This window comes from Rhodococcus sp. RS1C4 (genome assembly GCF_002258225.1).
GTDB classification, from domain to species: Bacteria; Actinomycetota; Actinomycetes; order Mycobacteriales; family Mycobacteriaceae; genus Rhodococcoides; species Rhodococcoides fascians_E.
Genome location: NZ_NOXZ01000033.1, coordinates 35370 through 54613, shown reverse-complemented (window position 1 = coordinate 54613; position 19244 = coordinate 35370). Strand labels below are relative to the sequence as shown.

General features: G+C 65.1%; 15 protein-coding genes. 12 read left to right on the top strand and 3 right to left on the bottom strand.

Annotated features, from left to right (window positions below; translation table 11 throughout):
* The first annotated feature begins 80 nt into the window (after nucleotides 1-80).
* The gene (locus CH289_RS17290) at nucleotides 81-1364 is read left to right on the top strand and encodes a YibE/F family protein (protein WP_033189133.1); all 1284 of its coding nucleotides are present in this window, start codon (nucleotides 81-83) and stop codon (nucleotides 1362-1364) included.
* A 3-nt stretch (nucleotides 1365-1367) separates the two neighbouring features.
* Here the strand turns inward: CH289_RS17290 and ald are convergent, their stop codons facing one another.
* A complete protein-coding gene (gene ald / locus CH289_RS17285; RefSeq protein WP_037139384.1) occupies nucleotides 1368-2450 on the bottom strand; it encodes an alanine dehydrogenase in 1083 nt (360 codons plus the stop codon).
* Nucleotides 2451-2550: 100 nt separating this feature from the next.
* On the opposite strand from ald, the gene CH289_RS17280 reads away from it, so the two are divergent.
* Nucleotides 2551-3072, top strand: coding sequence for an Lrp/AsnC family transcriptional regulator (locus CH289_RS17280; protein WP_027498627.1), 522 nt, complete (start codon nucleotides 2551-2553; stop codon nucleotides 3070-3072).
* A gap of 1 nt (nucleotide 3073) precedes the next feature.
* Here the strand turns inward: CH289_RS17280 and CH289_RS17275 are convergent, their stop codons facing one another.
* Nucleotides 3074-4846, bottom strand: coding sequence for an Hsp70 family protein (locus tag CH289_RS17275; RefSeq protein ID WP_094728223.1), 1773 nt, complete (start codon nucleotides 4844-4846; stop codon nucleotides 3074-3076).
* Nucleotides 4847-4955: 109 nt separating this feature from the next.
* Nucleotides 4956-6398 (bottom strand): Hsp70 family protein, encoded by a 1443-nt coding sequence (locus CH289_RS17270; protein ID WP_094728222.1) that lies wholly within the window; start codon nucleotides 6396-6398, stop codon nucleotides 4956-4958.
* 324 nt (nucleotides 6399-6722) lie between these two features.
* Here CH289_RS17270 and CH289_RS28770 point away from each other — a divergent pair, with 324 nt between their 5' ends.
* From CH289_RS28770 to CH289_RS17220, 10 genes are all read left to right on the top strand, one after another.
* Complete coding sequence (locus CH289_RS28770) at nucleotides 6723-6980, top strand: acyl carrier protein (RefSeq protein WP_020110747.1); 258 nt, start codon at nucleotides 6723-6725, stop codon at nucleotides 6978-6980.
* Between the two features lie 6 nt (nucleotides 6981-6986).
* Nucleotides 6987-8138, top strand: coding sequence for an acyl-CoA dehydrogenase family protein (locus CH289_RS17260; protein WP_020110746.1), 1152 nt, complete (start codon nucleotides 6987-6989; stop codon nucleotides 8136-8138).
* The gene (locus CH289_RS17255; RefSeq protein ID WP_094728220.1) at nucleotides 8139-9068 is read left to right on the top strand and encodes an amino acid--[acyl-carrier-protein] ligase; all 930 of its coding nucleotides are present in this window, start codon (nucleotides 8139-8141) and stop codon (nucleotides 9066-9068) included.
* A 73-nt stretch (nucleotides 9069-9141) separates the two neighbouring features.
* Nucleotides 9142-10938, top strand: a complete 1797-nt coding sequence (locus CH289_RS17250; protein ID WP_094728219.1) for an alpha/beta hydrolase family protein — start codon at nucleotides 9142-9144, stop codon at nucleotides 10936-10938.
* A complete protein-coding gene (locus CH289_RS17245) occupies nucleotides 10935-12608 on the top strand; it encodes a lipopolysaccharide biosynthesis protein (RefSeq protein WP_094728218.1) in 1674 nt (557 codons plus the stop codon). Before CH289_RS17250 ends, CH289_RS17245 begins: the two co-directional genes overlap by 4 nt.
* The gene (locus tag CH289_RS17240; RefSeq protein ID WP_094728217.1) at nucleotides 12605-13876 is read left to right on the top strand and encodes a hypothetical protein; all 1272 of its coding nucleotides are present in this window, start codon (nucleotides 12605-12607) and stop codon (nucleotides 13874-13876) included. The genes CH289_RS17245 and CH289_RS17240 overlap by 4 nt, the downstream gene beginning before the upstream one ends.
* Nucleotides 13873-14673 carry a DUF998 domain-containing protein gene (locus CH289_RS17235; RefSeq protein ID WP_052060150.1) on the top strand — a complete coding sequence of 267 codons (801 nt, stop codon included), beginning with the start codon at nucleotides 13873-13875 and terminating at the stop codon, nucleotides 14671-14673. The genes CH289_RS17240 and CH289_RS17235 overlap by 4 nt, the downstream gene beginning before the upstream one ends.
* Nucleotides 14670-15605 carry a glycoside hydrolase family 16 protein gene (locus CH289_RS17230; protein WP_143545093.1) on the top strand — a complete coding sequence of 312 codons (936 nt, stop codon included), beginning with the start codon at nucleotides 14670-14672 and terminating at the stop codon, nucleotides 15603-15605. Before CH289_RS17235 ends, CH289_RS17230 begins: the two co-directional genes overlap by 4 nt.
* A gap of 55 nt (nucleotides 15606-15660) precedes the next feature.
* On the top strand, nucleotides 15661-16959 hold the full coding sequence (locus CH289_RS17225) for a glycosyltransferase family 2 protein (RefSeq protein WP_020110739.1): 1299 nt from the start codon (nucleotides 15661-15663) through the stop codon (nucleotides 16957-16959).
* Entirely contained in the window at nucleotides 16940-19135 is a 2196-nt protein-coding gene (locus tag CH289_RS17220) for a hypothetical protein (RefSeq protein ID WP_020110738.1), read from the top strand. The genes CH289_RS17225 and CH289_RS17220 overlap by 20 nt, the downstream gene beginning before the upstream one ends.
* Nucleotides 19136-19244: the final 109 nt, after the last annotated feature.

Sequence of the window (19244 nt, the reverse complement as noted above, 5' to 3'; positions counted from 1 at the left end):
AACGAATCCACGGTGCAAGGCTAGTGGGTGACGACGCGTCGCGCTGGGTCCGACGCGTCGTCACCCACTAGCCTTGCACCGTGGATTCACACGGGCATGGACACGGTCACGGTCACAGCAACGAGCCGGCTCCACTCGGACCCGTCGCCGCCCGGATCGTGATCGGCCTACTGCTGGCCATCGGTCTCGCTGTCGTTGCCGGAGCCGTGCTGCTCTGGCCGAGCAAACAGAGCGTCGAGATCCCGCTTCCGTTCCAGACCTCGGGCGGCGGGGCCGTGAACACCGAAGCCGGGACGGTCGTGTCCCAGGACATCGGCGCCTGCGGCAGCGGTTCCGCCGGACGCGTCTTCACCGGTAATCCGACGCCACCGATCGGCGCCGGATACGAATGCCAGCGCAGCATCGTGACCATCGATTCCGGGCCGAACGCGGGGACACGAACTCTCATCGAGATCGTGCCCGGTCCAGGCCAACCCGACATCCGTACCGGTGAGAGCGTGCGACTGGTCCGGCAGACCGATCCGAACGGAACGACGCAGTATTCGTTCAACGATTTCGCTCGCGGATTGCCGCTGTCGATCATCGTCGCCGTCTTCGCGGTCGTCATCTGCGTCGTGGCCAGGTGGCGCGGCTTCCGTGCGTTGATCGGTTTGATCATCGCCTTCGCCGTTCTCGTCGGCTTCATGTTGCCTGCGTTGCTCGACGGCGCCCCGGCGATACCCGTTGCGTTGGTGGCGGGGTCGATCATCCTGTACGCGGTGCTGTATCTGGCGCACGGAGTGAACCTACGCACGAGCTCCGCCTTGCTCGGGACATTGACCTCGATGGCGCTCGCTGCGGTGTTGTCCTACGTCGCGATCCGAATGACTCATCTGACGGGTCTGTCGGAAGAACAGAACACCGACGTCCAGGCCTACATCCAGCAGGTGAGCATCACCGGGCTGCTGCTCGCCGGCTTCATCATCGGATCGCTCGGCGTGCTGAACGACGTCACCATCACGCAGGCCTCGGCTGCGTTCGAGATCGCGTCCGCCGACGCCACCGCCACCCGACGGCAGATCTTCTCGTCGGCGATGCGCGTCGGCCGCGACCACATCGCGAGCACGGTGTACACCCTCGTGCTCGCGTACGCGGGTGGAGCGCTGCCGTTGCTGTTGTTGTTCAGCGTGGCGGGCAGGTCCATCCAGGACGTGCTGACGGGTGACGCCGTGGCGATCGAGATCGTGCGATCGTCGGTCGGAGGCGTCGCCCTTGCTCTGTCCGTTCCGTTGACAACGGGCATAGCCGCACTGCTCGCACGACCGGGCGGAGTTGCCGGACCGAAGCGGGCGGCACCGAAGAAGTCCGGTCGCCATTCACGCTGAGTGTCAGACGAACGCCGCGGCGACGGTCTCGGACAGCAGTTCGCCTGCGTGCGTGCTCAGCCCGGCCTTCAATCCGGAGTCCTGGGCGACTGCGGCTTCCCATCCCCTGTCCGCCAGTGAGATCACGTACGGCAGAGTCGCGTTCGTCAACGCGTAGGTGGAGGTGCGCGGCACGGCGCCCGGCATGTTCGCGACGCAGTAGAACACCGATTCGTGAACGCGGTACGTCGGATCGGCATGCGTCGTGGGACGCGAGTCCGCGAAGCAGCCGCCCTGATCGATTGCGATGTCGACGAGAACCGAGCCCGGCTTCATGCGCTGAACCAGACTGTTGGAGACGAGCTTCGGAGCCTTCGCGCCGGGAACCAGCACTGCGCCGATCACCATGTCCGCATCGAGAACTGCGTGTTCGAGCTCGAGCGCGTTGGACACCACCGTCTTGACGGCGCCCTTGTACTGGTCGTCGATTGCCCTGAGCGCCTTGACGTTCAGATCCATCACAGTGACGTCGGCGTGCATGCCGTGAGCGATGGCCACCGCGTTACGGCCGGACACACCGGCTCCGATCACGACAACGTTGGCGGGGCGCACTCCGGGGACTCCGCCCATCAGAACTCCGCGCCCACCTCCGCTGGCCATCATGTGGTAGGCCCCGGCCTGCGGCGCGAGTCGACCGGCGACCTCGCTCATCGGCGCGAGCAAGGGCAGCGTGCCGTCCGGAGCGGTGACCGTCTCGTAGGCGATCGACGTGGTTCCCGACGCCAGCAGTGCATCCGTGCACTCTTTCGATGCCGCGAGGTGAAGGTACGTGAACAGCACCTGGCCCGAGCGCAGTCGGTGATACTCCTCGGCAATCGGCTCCTTGACCTTCAGGAGTAGATCCGCAGCTTCCCAGACCGCATCCGCGGAGGTGAAGATCTGAGCGCCCGCCGCTTTGAAGTCGGTGTCGCTGAACGACGATCCGGTACCTGCTTCGGTTTCGATGATGACTTCGTGTCCGCGCGAGACCAATTCGTGAACACCGGCCGGGGTGATGGCAACCCGGTACTCGTGGTTCTTGATCTCGCGTGGAATTCCGATTTTCATGACGTGCTCCTAAGCCGAATCGATTGAGCTGGTACGCCAACTCTGAATTATCAGCGGTCAAGCCACAACTGATGTGAACATAATTCTGTACAGTCGCATCATGTCTTCGGAAAATTCATCGGGACGCCCCTCGAAGGGTCGCCCGTCGAACGATGTTCGGCACGTTCGGCTCGACGACATCGACCACATCCTGATCGACGAACTTCGCCGCGACGCGCGTATCCCCAACAACGCTCTGGCTGCGGCCGCAGGAATCGCCCCGTCGACAGCACTCAGCCGAGTCAGGTCACTCGTCGAACGCGGGGTCATCCGCGGGTTTCACGCCGAGATCGACCCCGAGGCACTGGGGCAGGGCATCCAGGCGATGATCTCGGTGCGCCTCCAGGCCGATGCGCGCAAGCGAATCAGCGAGTTCGGAAGCCAGATCGCGGCGTTGGAAGAGGTGCTCAACATCTACTTCATCGCAGGCGCCGACGACTTCCTCGTTCAGATCGCCACCGTGGACACCGCTGCGCTACGCGATTTCGTCGTCGACAATCTCAGCGCACACCCGGCCGTCGCCGCGACGGAGACGATTCTGATCTTCGAGCACGTCAGACCGCGAAACAGCCCGTCCCGTTGAGCTAGGGCGCAGGCGGGAACAGTGGAGGAATGGTCGGCAACGTGAAGTCCGGCAACCCTGGAATCAGCGGCGGCGGCGCGGGCGCAGGTTCGGGAACCTCCTGCGTCGGTGCAGGCGGTGGCGCTTGCTGAGTTTCCGTCACCTGAGTTTCCACGCTCTGCGGCTGCGGAGCGACGGTGGCCTCGGTCGGCGCGGGCGCTTCCGTGGTGGTCGTGACCGGCAGCGGTGGGGCGACCGGCGCGACGGGCGTGCTCGGAACCGTCGAGGGTGGTGTAGTCGCAGCAACACTGGGCGCAGGCGCCTGGGTCACTGCAGTGTCGACCACTGCCGGCTCGCTGCTCGGCCGGGTCAGCAGAAACCCGGATACCGCGATCACCGCGGCCGCGGCGACCCCGACGACGGACCAGGACCGAACGCGACGACGAGTCCGCTCGGACTCGTCCTCACCGTCGTCGTCCTCGTAAGCGGCATCGAGCCAGTAGACGTTCTTCAACGCGAAATGGGACACCGGCTTCTCGGACCCCGGCGACTCGGACCCCGGACGCGACGACTCGTCCGGTTCCGATCCCGTAGGCGATGCCGGTTCGGCAGGAGCTACCGGGGGCGGCGTGAACGGCGGAGGCGCGGACAGCGGAGGCGTCGCACGACTGGGAGCCGCGGCAGCGGACAGAGCCGATGCGCTCACCAGAGGCGGCAGGTCGGCGGGAAGGTCGTCACGTGAGATCGAGATCGTCGGTGTCGCATCGGTCGGGCGCGGCGCGACGGGTCCCGCGAACGCTGCAGGACGCGCGGGCACCGGGCGACCGTTCGGGGCGCCGGAGGGTGCCGGGGCCGCTCCCTGCGCCACTGCACTCTGAGCCACTGCACTCTGAGCCACTGCACCCCGAGCCACCCCAGCCTGACCCTCCGCAGGCCTGGCCGAGAGCGCCGCGCCGCGGGCGGCGACCGATTCCGGCTCGTTGGGGGTCAACGCCGGAAGGTCGAGCGACGGCCCTACCCTCTTCCGGACGAGCGGGATGCGCGAGCCGCCGCCGACGAGAACCACGGCGTCGATGGGTACGTGCGCGGCGATGAGCACGTCGCGTGCGAACTCGATGGACCGGTCGACCTCGTCGGTGATCAAGGTCTCGTAACTGTCCCGGGAGAGCAGGATCATTCCGCTCTCGTCCGGGAGGCACACGGCGTCGTTGCCGGACAGTCGTTCCTTGGCGACGCGGCAGCGCCTGGTGAACAGATCGATGTCCGGTGCGTCGAGGGGCTTGTGGAGCCGCTGCAGTTGATTGTCGCGCAGGATCTCGTCGAAGCGGTCGCCGCTGAACTCGGTGGTGCGACGGGTCGTGATGACACGGCGAGCGTCGAGATCGACGACGCTGACGTTCAATCCCGAGCTTCCGAGGTCGTAGAGCGCGACGGTGGAGTACCCGGCCGCCTCACCGCTGGCGACCAGATACTCGACGACGGCTTCCACCTCGTGCACCAGGCGGTAGTTGTGCAGGTGCTGGTTGTCGAGAGCCCGCACCAGCGTGTCGGCCTGGTGCTCGTCGCGGTAGGCGACGCCGGTGGACATCGACGGCTCGGACTCGGCTGCGACAGCGCTGATGGACTCGGCGGCGAGGTATTCGACGTCGTCGTCGACGGTGTCGATCACCTGGTTACGGAAGAAGAGTTGCTGCGGAGCTTCGAGAACGCGGGGCGGCAGGAGAGCTGTGCCGTTCCGTGGCAGGGCCATACGGACGGCATGGGCGCCCATGGACACCCCCAACAACACGGTCATCGACTGCCTCGTTTCGAAATGCACGGTCGGACGAGAAGGGATCGTCCTCGAAGCGCCACGCTACCGGGTGCACGGAGCCGATGCGGCTCTGGCCCGAGGAGCCGAGCGGTCAGTTTCCGACGTCGAGTCCGGTACCGGAGCCGAAACCGACTTCGGCATACTGCTCCTGCCCCGACTCCGGGTCGACGGTTTCGTTCTGGTCGACGATCCCCGTGTCGCCCGGGAGAGCGCCGGGCAGTTCGGGATCGGGCACCCCGGGTTCGGGCAACTCAGGATCGGGAGCAACCACGGTCGGAATTCCTTCGGCGACGGAGACCTGGCTCGTCGGGCTGTCGACGGGATCGATTCCGATTCCCGGCGGCGGGGGCGTGTCTCCACGAACGAAGACGACTGCCCACACCAGCACCACGACCGCCGCGACGGCCGCCATCCCGGCCGCGTCTCGAACGGACCACCGCAGACGCCGACGGGGTTTCGGGGCGGCGGCCTGCGTCGAGGATTCGTCGGTGTCGGCCGTCGTGCCGTGTCCAGGGCGAGAGGCGTCTTCTCGCTCGCGGACAGGCGCTGCCGGGCCGGGCGCGACGATACGAAGAGGCGTCGTGGCTGCTTCCGTGTCGTCGAGTGTCCGGACTTCCAGTACATCCGTGCCGTCGTCGTTCCGGTCGGCGTCGTTCCGGTCGTCGTCGTTCCGGTCACTGTCGGATTCCTCGAACAGCCCGGGGTACTGCTCTTCGAGAACGTCGTCGAGACCCACTTCCGGCGCGATCGGGAGAGCTTCGAGCGCAGCTCCCTCGACGAACACCGATGCGGGCGACGCCGGGACGACGAGCGGGCAATCCCACTCTTGCTCGACGAGGGCTCCGACCAGAGGAATCTGCGCCTGGCCGCCGACGAGCAGGATCGCGTCGGGATCTTCGGGCGACGCCCACGCGAGAGTCTGGAGAAGCGAGGACGTGATTGCTTCCTCGAACTCCTCGCGGGTGAGGAGCATGGGGCCGTTCCCGGGCGCGCGCACACCGGCCGACGCGGTGATCAGTTCCTTGAGCTCACGGAAGAACGCGCGGTATTCCTGTTCGGCGTCCGCTCCGTGGGCAGGCGGCAGGATGCCCTTGGCCATGACGAGACGTTCGACGACGTCGTCGAGTACCTCGCCGGAGAACGCGGCACGTCGCGAAGTCCGAGTGACTCGACCTCCGGCGACGTCGAGCGTGAACGCCGAGGTGCCGTACCGACCCAGATCGAGAACCAGGAGCGCACGCGCGTTCGCGAGCTGATCGACGGACCGTGCGTAGGCGAGCAGGGCTGCGGACTCGTCGACCATCCGGATCGTCGAGGTGTTCCCCGCGTCGATGGAGGCCAACAGCGTTTCGACTGCATCCGAGTCACGACCGGTGAGAACGACGTCGTCGAATGGTCCGCAGTCGGCCAGTTTGCCGTTCAGGAGCCACTTGGCTCCCTCGGCATCTATCGAGTCCTCGATGCGTTGTCCGTCTCGGAAATAAGAGATGCGGACGGCATCGGACTCCACGGCCACGCCGCAGACTCCACCCATCGGTACGTGTTTCCTTCGAATTTCTGTGGTCCCGACCCCATGACCACTGTACTTCGCGCACGCGGTCGCGGCCGTCGATCGAACTCCGGCAGATGCGACATACACCACAGCACGGGTGGGTTCCCGGCTGGTGGCACGGAGCCGACAAAAGGTTCTTGGAGCAAACTACCCCGACTCGGTAACGCTTCAAAACAATCTAAGATATTGTTTGGGTGGGTCTGGGGAGACTTCTGGGTTGGAACAGCAGTGCAACTTCCTACCCACGGTCGTGAGTCGAGGCCGTCCGGTCTCGGACATCAAACGAGATTCGGTGGAGGTACTCGGGTGGAAACGCTCAATTCTGGTGACGTTGCTCGTGTTCGGGACGTTCTGGACAAGTTCGGAAAGATGCCCGTGTCCGCGGCGGATATCGACACCGACGCAGATTTGTACGACAACGGCCTGACCTCCCATGCGAGCGTCAACGTGATGATCGCGCTCGAGGACGAGTTCGACGTGGAGTTCCCGGACACCATGCTGCAGAAGTCCACGTTCGGCAGCATCGATGCCATCGCTACCGCGCTCGCGCAGCTGACGGACTGATCGCCGATGTCCACCGTCTACCAAACCGACGCCCCGACGCTGTCCGACGTCCTTGCCGTGTTGCGTGAGCACGCGGACTCGGTCGACCGCGACGCACGCTTCCCGGCGGAATCCGTCGAGGCCATGCGCGGAGCTGGGCTGCTCGCTGCGGGCATTCCCACGGAGTTCGGCGGCGGTGGGAAGTCCCTGACCGACCTCGCGCACATCGCCCGTTCCCTGGGAGCGGAGTGCGCGTCCTCGGCGATGATCTTCGTGATGCACCAGTCGCAGGTGCTGTCCATCGTTCGCCACGGCAAGTCCGACGCCATGATCGCGCTGTTGCAGCGTCTCGCTGCCGAGCAACCCTTGGTCGCATCGGCCACCACCGAGATCAACATCGGTGGTGACGTCCGAACCAGTGGCTGCGCGGTGGAGTACAACGGGGAGCACATCACACTCTCCAAGACAGCCCCGGTCATCTCCTACGGCGAGTACGCCCAGTTCGTTCTCGCCACCGCACGCCGTTCGCTGGACAGCCCTCCGAGCGATCAGGTGCTGGTCGTCTGCGAGAAGCCGGACGTGGTCCTCACCAGGACGGGCGAGTGGAACACGTTGGGATTCCGTGGAACGTGCAGCCCAGGATTCCAGCTGGAGGCGTCGACGACGTCGTCGAACATTCTGGGTGACAACTACGGAGACATCTCGGCGCAGACGATGCTTCCCGCGGCCCACGTTCTCTGGGGTGCGGCATGGCTCGGCATTGCGGATGCGGCAGTTACCAAGGCACGCAAGTCGGTTCGCAAAGCGGCCAGCCGTACGCCCGGTGTGACACCGCCCGCGGCACTGCGCCTCGCCGAGCTCTACGTGGTGCACGAGCAGTTGGTGGACACGGTGTTCGGAGCCGCGGGGAAGTTCGAAGCGATCTCCGATTCACCCGCAGAACTGGGAGCGATCGGGTTCGCCGTCAGGATCAACAACGTCAAGGTCACTGCGTCGACGCTCGTCATCGACATCGTCGGGAAAGCGATGCAGATCTGCGGCATCTCCGGTTACCGGCAGGACGGCGAGCTCAGCATCGGTCGCCACCTTCGCGATGCGCACGGCTCGGCCATCATGGTCAGCAACGAGCGCATCCTCGGCCACAATTCGCAGCTCGCACTCGTGTACAAGGGGAAATAGATGACTGTCACCCACGAAGCAACCGAACTGGACACCGCGCGCGCACAATTCCGCAACGAACTCGTCGAGGCCGGCCTGCTGGTCCCCAGCTCCGTCGAAGGCCTGTACGGCCGATCCGGCGAGTTCGAGGACATCATCGAGACCATCGACGAGCGAGTGAAAGCTGCGGGTGCATCCGAGCACGGTTACGCCGCACCGAGATTCCGTTTCCCTCCGGTCTTCCCGCGGGAGGCCTTCGAGCGCACCGACTACATCGCATCGTTCCCCAATCTCACCGGCGCGATCAACACGTTCGACGGCGACAACAAGGCGCACGCCGCACTCCTCGCCGACCGTTCGGAAGGCAAGGACTGGGATCACCACCTGGAGTCCGCCGGCACCATGCTGGTGTCGGCCGCATGCCATCCCTCGTACTCGATGATGACCGGAACGTTGCCGGAGGACGGTCGTCTGCTCGACATCTACGGCTACTGCTTCCGCCACGAACCTGCTGTCGATCCCGCACGGATGCAGGCCTTCCGGATGCACGAATACGTTCGTGTCGGTACGCCCGACGACGCCATCGCGCACCGCGAGCGTTGGGTCACCCGGGGACTGGAGGTCCTCGCGGATCTCGGGTTGGAGGCAGAAGCAGTCATCGCCAACGATCCGTTCTTCGGACGCGCCGGCCGAATGCTGGCCGCGAACCAGAGAAACGAGAACCTCAAGACCGAACTCGTCGTGAAGCTCTACGGAGACCTCGACGACGGCACCGCGGTCGTCTCGTGCAACTGCCACCGTGACCACTTCGGGCACACCTTCGGGATTCACACCGTCGACGGCGAGCCCGCTCACAGTGCGTGTGTCGGATTCGGCATGGAGCGTATCGCGTTGGCGATGTTGCGCACCCATGGTCTCGACCGCAGCAAGTGGCCCGCCGCCCTGTCCTGACCCTCACGGCAGGCATCTCTCAGCACGTCTCCCCCCTCGACCCGTCTCTCGACCTGATTGGAAGGACGCCGAAGTGAACAGTCGAAGTACTGCACTGCACAATGCCGACGTGCCCAGCGCGGCCGATCCGACCGCCGAGGGGAAGTTTTCGACGTGGTTCGGGCCCGAGGACGCCGGACTCTTCGGAACGGTGCACGTTCCCGCCGGTGGTCTCGCGCGAGGCGCAGTCGTCCTCTGCCCGCCGCTCGGCAAGGAACAGGTCGATTCCTACCGCGGCCTGACGCTTCTCGCGCAGAAACTGTGCGCGCGCGGGCTTCTCGTTCTTCGATTCGACTACGCAGGTACCGGTGACTCGTACGGAGCGCAGGATGCGGCGGACAATGTCGCACTGTGGCAGAACAGCATCGCGACGGCCGTCGACTACGTACGCGGATGTGGCGTCACCGACGTCGCCTTGGTGGGACTGCGGGCGGGTGCACTGCTCGCCGCGTCCGTCGCTTCGGAGGTCGGACCTCTCGCCGCGGTCACTCTGTGGGATCCGGTGGTGCGCGGCCGGTCCTATGTCCACGAGCAGAAGGCCCTGTACTCGGTCAGCGTGACCCAGGACTCGGACGTCGACCCCAGGGTCTCGATCATCGGTGCTGTACTGCACCCGGACGCCGCGAAAGCTTTCGGTCGACTGGACACCACCGCCGTGCCGTCGCTCATGGCTCCCGTGTTGGTCGCGACCCGTTCCGAGCGGGGCGATTCCAAGCCGATTCGCACCGTCGTCGCGAACCAGAACGCCGACGAGCACACCCTGTCCCGCCACGACGCGTTTCTCGAACCGAGCGATTTCGAGGTCGAGCTTCCGACGTCGGACATCGCGCACATCGCAGAGTGGGTGGCGGACAAGTTCGGCGACGTCACCTCCGAGGTGTCCGTGCCGCTGCGCACCGTCTCGAACCTCGGCGCGGTCCGCGAGGAGATCGAATCCGTCGGTCCCGATGCGCTGTTCGGTATTCGCACGTACTCGTCGGAGTGCATACCCGGAGGCCCGGCTGTCGTGTTCTATCCGACAGCGAACGAGCACCGCGTCGGTCCCGTCCGCAGCTGGGTCGAACTGTCGAGAGTGCTTGCTGCTCAGGGCGTATCGACATTGCGTTTCGATCGGCGGGGCACCGGCGAAAGCGGTGAGGTCCTCGACGACGAGATCACTCGCCTCTACAGCGACGCGGGGAACGAGGACGCGCTCGCTGCCGTCCGAGCAGCGGGAACTGCGCCGCGGAACGTCATGGTGGCGGGAATGTGCTCCGGCTCGTGGTACTCCAGCTACGCCGCCCGCGAGTTGGGCGTCGGCTCGGCGGTTCTGCTCAACACACTCGACTGGACGACGAAGCGCCTGGAATTCGTCAAACGATCCTCGATGCGCACCGAGGACACCGGCATCGTCGGCAAAGCTCTCGACGCACTCCACGACATCGGGGTCACGGTGAAGAACCGCGCCCAGTCGGCCATGCCGTACCCCCTGTGGTTCTGGCTCGGCAACCGCGGCCTGATTCAGGTGCCGGAGATCTCCCTGCGTCTGCTCGAGGCCGGAAACGTACGTACCACCGTGCTTCTGTCCCCCACCGACACCGAGTGGTTCGTCGACAACCGCGGTCCCGAAGGGATGGAGCGACTGCGCGGCAAGCGTGCGGCGAGGCGTCGACACGGCGGGTCGGTACGGCCGGCCGTCGTGAAGTCCTTCGACAGTGGTGATCACTCGCTGTACGGTCGAGACCTGCGAGAGACCGTGCGCGCCGAGTTGCTCCAGGCCGCGGCCGAGTCGTTCGACGTCGACATCGTCGCGCCGTCGCCGCCTGTACCGGTCGGGTGGAATCGACTGTGAAGCACCGCGCTCCGAAAATTGCTCCACCCCGGCACGACAATCTGCAACGGCTCGAGTGGTATCCGCTCGAACCGGTTCGCTGGGACATGGGCCTCATGGCTCACACCATGCCGATCCAGAAAGTGCAGGCACCCGAGCCTCACCTTCACGGCACCCCGCTGCTGCAATCCACGAACCTGGACACGTCCGAACAGAACGCGTCGGGCACCGACACCAAGAGCTCCGACCGCAATCTTGCGCTGAACTCGCTGGCCATGATGCTGTCCACCGTCGTGACCGGCGGTCTCGGTCTGCTGTTCTGGGCCGCGGCCGGACGCCTCTATCCGGTTGCGGAGGTCGGCAGCGCATCGGCCGTGATCACGTCCGCGGTGATGCTCTCGACGCTGTCCAATCTGAGCCTCGGGTCGATGTACGAACGCTTTCTACCTGTCTCCGGCAGGCTCGCCAAGTCGTTCGTCGTGCGGGGGTACATCACGGTCACCGCGTTCGCGTTCGTGTTGGGCTGCGGATTTCTCCTCGTCGCACCGGTGGACAAGATGTTCACCTCCACCGCCGAGATCGTCTCGTTCCCACCCTTCGTCGCTGTTCTCGCGGTGTTCGCTCTGCAGGACCAGACGTCCTCCGGGCTGGGAGTCGCGCGGTGGGCGGCCGGAAAGAACGTCTTTCACGCTGTCGTGAAATTCGTTCTCCTGCTTGCTCTGTTCTCGACCGCGCGCAGCACCTCGATCATCGCGGCGTGGGCAGTCCCCGCGATCATCGCGTCGGTCGTCGTCTTCCGAGCAATGTTGAAGAACCTCAGGAACGAGCCGCGCTACCAGTCGGAACCGGATCTTCCGCCGAGGCGCGAGCTGTGGTCCTACTTCGGATCCGCCTACGGCATCACGGCGCTGGGCTCGCTCGCTCCGTTGCTCGTTCCGATGATCGTGGTCGCCACCCTGGGCGCCGAGGACAACGCGTACTTCTCGTTGACCTGGTCGATCGTCAGCGCACTGTACATTCTCATCAGCGTGCTCGTCGGCCCGTTCGTCGCCGAAGTGGCGGCCAACCCCGAGCAGTTCAACCGCCTCACCAAACGCTTCATGACGATGGTGTGCATCGTGGCCGTCGGCGGTTCCTTCTTCCTCGCCGTCATCGCGCCGTTCGGTCTGGGGATCGTCGGCGAGCAGTACCGCGAGAACGGCACCATCATCGTGCAGTTGGCGGCAGTGACCATTCCGCTGTCGGTCATCGGCTCGTTGTACGACGGTTTGGCCCGTGTGCAGCGCCGCATGCGGCTCGCCGTCGTCGTTCAGGTCGTTGCCACCACGATCATCATCGTCGGTTCTCTGACCCTGTCGTCCAGGCTCGGAATCGCTGCTGTCGGGTGGGCGTACCTCGCCGCGGAAGCGTTCGGCGCGCTCGTGTTGATAGTTCCGTTGATCAAGTGGATCCGCGAATTGTCCTCACGTGGCGAAGAGCCGCCCGAGGATCCGTTCCCGCCCAGCGGCCCGTACCCACCGCCACCTGCACGCGACAACTCGTCTCGTGAATTCGGTCCATCGACGCACCGCACCCAGGATCGCGAGTTCAGTTCGGCAGGTGCGCATCACCTCCGAACCGCGCACCTCGAAACCACGGACCCGTTACGCGCCCCCTATCGAAAACCTGCACCTGGAAGAAGCGCACCGTGAGCCGAGCACACTACAAAGCCAGCGCGATGGACATGCTGCGCTCCGAGGGCCGCATCGTCTGCGCTCTCGGACCGGCGGACTTCGGCGGCATCGACAGGGTCAAGGAGCGACTCCACCGGCTCGCGTCGTCCGGCCGAGAGACGCGCCTCGGTTTGCGGGTGGATCCGAACTCGAGGAAGTGGTCCTACCGTCCGGAGTCGGTCTGTGACCACGTCACGACTTCTGCTCCGATCGGTCGCGCCGACGTGGTCGAGCAGTTGGAGCAGCTGTCCGATTCGGTGTCGATCGATGTTCCGATCCGGATGGTACTCGCCGGTGAATACTTGCTGCTGGATCTGTCGCACGGGTTCAGCGATGCGGTTCTGCCGATCGAATTGTTTGCGTTTCTCGCGGATCCTGTTGCCGTTCCTGCTCTTCCGGGGTGGGCCGAGGCACGTACGCTTCGCAACCCGCTCCCCCGTGCACTGGCGGGCTGGATGGCGCGCAACCCCGGCAAAGTCGTCGACGTTCTCTACGGCAAGTTCGGACAGCCCCCGGCCGAACTCGTGACTCCCGCGCTCGCGCCGATGGAGCAGGCACGGGTGCCGTGGGGCCGCTCGCCTGCGGTGGCAGCAGCGACGTCGGCTGCCGGTGCACCCGCGGCGATCCGTGCGTGGCGACGGGACAATCTCCCCGAGGTGTCCGTCACGTCCATTCTGTGCGCTGCCATCGCGACGGCGCTGTCCACGCGCGGCATCTCGACGTCGTACTCGGCCGGATTCCTGTTCGATTGCAGGCGTTACCTACGTACCGACGGCGTCGCACTCGGCAACTTCGCCGTCGGGATCGACTTCGAGGGGGTCGACCCGACGAATGCGACCGCGTTGCACGAGTCCGTTGCGCACGCCATCGACAAGGGCCGCCCGCTCGCCGCCGGGGCGCTCAGCACGATGACGTACCTGCGCACCCGTTCCGCTCTCCCGGCCATCTCGACGGCGACGGCTCCCGCGACGGCCGATGCGCGGCTCACGTTCTCCGACGTCGGGCGTATTCCGCAATTCGACGGCATCGCGTGGACTGCGGACCCGGAACAGAGCGTCTTCGTGCCGCTCAGCGAACCGAGTGTGCCGGAGTCCATCGTCGTCACCTCCATGCACATTCGCGACGTGTTCCATGTGACCGCGTCGTTCCACGACAATTTCTTCGACCGTGACGCAGTACAGTCCGCGTTGAACCTGGCGATGTCCGATCCCGTTGCTCTACTCAGTGCGCAGGAAGTGTCCCGATGAGCATTCACATGCAGCAGGCCCGCCGGGCGCTGCGCGGCAACCCGACCACCGGACCGGACGCGTCCCTGTGGGCACGCATCGGCTACTGGGCAGGTCTGTCGGTGGTGCAACTGTTCGTGTTCGAGTTCGTCGTCGCGGCGACGTGGCGGGGTCTGTACAGCTACCGGACCAACTTCATCAGCGAACTGGGCGTTCCGTTCTGCGGCCCGACCGGTTCGTGGCCGTGCAGCAAGCTCTACGTGTTGGCCGACGTGTCGATCGCGCTCGTCGGCGTTGCCCTCGTGGTCGCGGCTGTGGCGTGGATGGTCACGGGTGTACTCGACGTCCGCGGCGGTGTCCTCCTTGCTGTCGCCGGGCTGGGTGCCGTCGTCGCCGGGTCGATCAACCAGGGTCTGAACTACAGCGTGCACTCGTTCGGCGCGACGCTGATGTTCGTCGTCGGATCGCTCGGGCTCATCGTGGCGGGTGGGCATCGCTCGCTGCACGGCTCGGTCCGGATCACGGTCACGACGCTCGGGTGGATCGGACTGGCCGCGTCGCTGTGCTTCATCGGCGGACACAACTTCGGGTTGGGAATCGGCACCATCGAGCGCGTCGTCGTGTACGCGATTCTGGTCGCGACGGTGGTGCTCGCCGTGGCACATCGCAGGACTGCGCGCCGGCTGAGAATTCTGGACACCGCAGCGGGCAGTGAGGCGGACGCGTCCGCCGATACGTACAGCCCCGACGAGCGTCCGGTCTACGGCAGCACGAACGCCGACCGGCACCGTGGACCGATCGGCACGAACGATCGATGACCCATCGCTATGATCCGCCGACGGTCGAGGTATCACGACTTCCGTCCTCCGGGACTCCGCCGCGTCCTCCGCATCGGCGGACACGACGGTGGCCGTCGTTCGCAGTCCTTGCTGTGGTTCTGCTTCTGGCTGTCGGGGTGGGTGTCGTTGCGTACCGCGAGTTGTGGCCGCAGTCCGATGCGACGGGTTCACAGGCAGCGGACGCCGAAGCGGTGAACGGTTTCACGGTGTACGACCAGTTCGACGGACCGTCCGGATCCAGGATCGACTCCAGCAACTGGAGTTACGACACCGGCCGGACCGGGTGGGGTAACAACGAGAAACAGAACTACACCGATTCGGTCGACAATGCGTACCAGGACGGGTCCGGCAACATGTCCATCTCCGCGTTGCGCACGCCGGACGGCTACACCTCCGCGCGGGTGACGACGAAGGACAAGTTCGAGTTCACCTACGGCCGCGTGGAAGCGCGTATCAAGATGCCTGCCGGCGCTGGGTTGCATCCTGCTTTCTGGATGCTCGGGACCGACATCGACGACGTCGGCTGGCCGATTTCCGGTGAGATCGATGCGATCGAGACGTTGAACGAGGCGGACAACTTCCACATCGGTGTGCACGCTCCACAGGCGGACAGTCTGAACAGCCAGAAGGTTCAGCTCGCCGGGTACCCGGCCAACAACCTGGCCGACGAGTATCACGTCTATTGGGTCGAGAAAGCGCCCCGGAAGATCGTGATCGGCATGGACGATCAGGTGCTGCAGACGGTCACCCCGGCGCAACTCGACGGCGGCGACGAATACTGGGTGTTCGACAAGCCGTTCTACCTGCTGTTCAACGTCGCGGTCGCCGGCGATTGGCCAGGTCCTACCGACGCCGACACCGAATTCCCGGCGACGATGTCGGTCGACTGGGTCCGATACCGAACCGACTGACTCAGCCTGCTCCAGAACACGTATTTCCCCGTGCAGTATCGAAAGGATCCACCCCGTGTCGACATCATCCGTTCTCCAGCCTGCACTCGTCAGCGCGCAGCCGCCCGAGTGGTCCGGCGCGGTGTGGATCGGAGACGTCGACATCGAAGCCGCGTTGCCCGATCGTCTCGCCCTCGACGGGGCTGAGGGATATTCGCGCGCGCGGCTCCTCGTCCGACGTTCCGCCGACCCGCTCGGATTCGTCGATCTCCCGATCGTCTCGGAGGGTATCGACACCAATGAGCTCGTCGAGGCCGTTCGCAAGCTCGACGTTCACGGCGCCGAATCACTTCCGGAGGGTGACGGCGCGGAGCCGGACATCACGGTCGTGATCTGCACCAGGGACCGGATCGATCACCTGCGCGGTGCGCTGGCCTCGGTGTTGGAGGTGGATTACCCGAGCTTCGAGGTCGTCGTCGTGGACAACGCTTCCGCGACGGACGCGACCACCCGCTACGTCACCGAACTCGGTGATCCTCGCGTGCGCGTCGTGTCGGAACCGGTTGCCGGACTGTCTCGCGCGCGCAACACGGGCCTGCGTGCTGCGCGGCATTCGATCGTCGCGTTCACCGACGACGACGTCGCGGTCGACGCGCGGTGGTTGTCCTCGATCGCTCGCGGCTTCGCCCGGGATGCCCGCGTCGCGTGTGTCTCGGGGATCGTCCCCAGCGGCGAGATCCGCACTCAGGCCCAGGCCTACTTCGACCGGCGTGTCGGGTGGGCGAGCTCGGTGACGCCTCGTATCTTCTCGCTCGCCGAGCCTCCCGCCGACGTTCCGCTGTTTCCGTTCCAGGTCGGCATCTACGGGACGGGCGCCAACTTCGCGGTGCGCCGCGACCGAATGTTCGACCTCGGTGGTTTCGACGAGGCTCTCGGTGTCGGTTCTCCCACGAACGGTGGTGAGGATCTGGACATGTTCTTCCGCGTCCTGATGGCCGGAGACAAGTTGGTGTACGAGCCTGCCGCGATCGTGTGGCACCGGCACCGTGCGGATTCCGACGCCTTGGCCGTGCAGGCCAGAGGCTACGGACTGGGCTTGGGTGCGTGGCTGACGACGGTGGCGACGAACAGGCGTTCGGCATTGCTCGCGGCGCGAGTTGCGTTCCGCCGGCTCGGCAGCACGGTCGTGTTGTCCGCACGGATGTCCAAGGTTGCCTCTCCTCCCGAGGATCTCGCGGACGATCTTCCCGAGGGCATCGGCAGAATGGAACTACTGTCCATCGCGAAGGGCCCGGGTGCGCTGCGTCGCAGCCGCAAGGAAGGCCGCAAGCGTCAGCCGTTGTTGGAGGTGAACCGTGCCCCGGTCCTCGGTTGATCGTCGGTTCTCGCTCGATCGGCAACCGTCGATCGCGGTGACGCCTCTGCCTGCACCTCGGCCCGAAATTCGATTCGCCGACGTAGCCGTCGTCGCGTCGGTGTGCGCCGCGGCGGCGATGCTCCCTCTTCCCGGTGTCGTGCGCGCGGTTTTCCTCGCGGTGCTGATCTTCGTCGGACCCGGCGCGACGATTCTGACGTGGGTCTACGTTCCTCCTCGTGCCCGTTTCGCAGCGGTTCCGGTGCTGAGCTTGGCACTGATGACTCTGGTGACGACCGGTGCCATGTGGGGTTATCAGTGGAACCCCCGGTGGATCACCGCGCTCGTGGCTCTCCTGCAGATCGGCTCGTCGCTGTTGTGGTATCGCAAGTACAGGGCGTGGCCCGATGCCTCGGGGTGGTCGACGTGGCTGCGACGGCTGGTCGATCGACGCCAACTCGGTGAACACGCGACGACGCTCGTCGGCAGGGTATGGGATCGAGAGTACTTGCGCCGCAACGTCGCCGGGCTGATGCTCGCGCTCGCCCTCGTACTGTGGCTCCCGTCGTTGCCCGGCCTGGAGAAGGCCGGTTACTCCCAGTTCGGGTTGCTGACTGCCGGTACCGGGCCGGTGCTGGTGGTGTGCATGGCGTTGGTCGTCGGGGCATTTCTGTTGGCGGTCAAGCGTCATCAGTTTCGTTCGGCGGTCGCCGCTGTAGCCGTGGCCATCATCGTGCAGCGTCTGACGGTCACACTCGTCACCGATGCTCCCGTCTACGAGTGGACGTACAAGCACGTCGCTGTCACCGAGTACATCCTGTCGTTCGGCTCGCTGCCGCCGAACGGCATCGACATCTACGCTCAGTGGCCCAGTTTCTTCGTGGTCACTGCATGGTTCAGCGACGTGACCGGGTACGGCATCATGTCGTTGGCGCATGTGTTCGCGCCGCTGGTGCACGTGTTGATCGCATTCTTCGTCTACGCCTTGGCGCGCGTGTTGAAGCTGAAGCCTCGAACAGCCGTGACCGCCGCGATGCTCGCGGAACTGGTCAACTGGGTGGGGCAGGACTATTACGCGCCGCAGTCGCTCGGCTTCGTTCTCGCCATCGGTTTCCTCGTTCTGCTGATGGCCTCGACGCAGCTTCGTGTCGCGGGATTTCTTGCGCTCGTTCCTTTCGCGGCGTTGGTACCGACCCACCAGTTGACGCCGTACTGGCTGTTCGCTGTGGCCGGGGTCCTGCTGGTCACTCGCCGCGCGAAGCCGTGGTGGCTGATGTTCCCGCTGGCCTTGATCCTGATCGGGTACCTGATTCCACGGCTGGACATCGTCGCCCCGTACGGCCTGTTGTCCGGGTTCGATCCGGTCGAGAACGCGGCGAGCAACGTGCAGACGCCCGGCATCCTGGGCAAACAGGTGACCTCGCTCATCTGCCGGGCTCTCTCGGCGGGTGTGTTCGGCTTGGCCATGATCTCGATCGTCTATGCCTGGCGGACGAAGAAGCCGTTCTGGGCTCCGATGGTGATGGCATTCGGTTCCATCGGGCTTCTCGCGGGCCAGAGCTACGGCGGCGAGGCCATCTTCCGTGTCTATCTGTACGCGATTCCCGGATGTGTCCTGCTCATCGCGCCGATGCTGATCGCTGCACTCGACGCGGATGTCGCGGGTGCACGCAGCACGGTACGGATGGTGTCGACGCGAGTGGCGGTCGCCTGCGCGTTCGCCGGAACCGTCGGCGCGGCGACGTTCGGACTTCAGGGGTACTTCGGCCTGTGGCCGTTGGTCGTGGAGAACAAGTCCCAGGTCGACAACACACAGGCGTTGGTGGCGAATTCGCCTGCGGGATCGAAGTTCACGATGCTGTATCCGGCCGGCTATCCGATTCGGTCCACGGCCAAGTACGTGGAGCAGGCGGAAGCCAACGAGATGTTCGACGCGCCGCTGAACTACTACGGTCCCGAGTACATGTTGGAGTTCCCGACTCCGGATCAGCTCGAGGCGTTCGAATGGGAAGCGTCACAGCAGGGGGCGCCGTCCTACGTCATTCTCACGCGGCAATCGCTCGAAGCCATGAACTACTACGGTTTCATGAAGAACGGTGCTCCGGAGGCCTTCGAGCGCTGGTTGCGGTCCAATCCTGCGTGGTCGTTGCACTACCAGGACGCCGACACGATCGTGTTCGAGAGACGGAACATCTAAACCACCCGCAGGTATGAGCAATGTCTCTCGAAACCGCCATACGGTTTGTTTATTCGTAGCTTGACAAACTCGTAGCTTCTTTTAAGGTTGTACACAGTCGATGAAAACG

What these genes read in the sequence shown, in the direction of transcription:
- CH289_RS17260 (WP_020110746.1), top strand. Translation starts at nt 6,987, where the DNA reads ATGTCCACCGTCTACCAAACCGACGCCCCGACGCTGTCCGACGTCCTT.
- CH289_RS17275 (WP_094728223.1), bottom strand. Translation starts at nt 4,846, where the DNA reads ATGACCGTGTTGTTGGGGGTGTCCATGGGCGCCCATGCCGTCCGTATG.
- CH289_RS17255 (WP_094728220.1), top strand. Translation starts at nt 8,139, where the DNA reads ATGACTGTCACCCACGAAGCAACCGAACTGGACACCGCGCGCGCACAA.
- CH289_RS17235 (WP_052060150.1), top strand. Translation starts at nt 13,873, where the DNA reads ATGAGCATTCACATGCAGCAGGCCCGCCGGGCGCTGCGCGGCAACCCG.
- CH289_RS17280 (WP_027498627.1), top strand. Translation starts at nt 2,551, where the DNA reads ATGTCTTCGGAAAATTCATCGGGACGCCCCTCGAAGGGTCGCCCGTCG.
- ald (WP_037139384.1), bottom strand. Translation starts at nt 2,450, where the DNA reads ATGAAAATCGGAATTCCACGCGAGATCAAGAACCACGAGTACCGGGTT.
- CH289_RS17270 (WP_094728222.1), bottom strand. Translation starts at nt 6,398, where the DNA reads ATGGGTGGAGTCTGCGGCGTGGCCGTGGAGTCCGATGCCGTCCGCATC.
- CH289_RS17230 (WP_143545093.1), top strand. Translation starts at nt 14,670, where the DNA reads ATGACCCATCGCTATGATCCGCCGACGGTCGAGGTATCACGACTTCCG.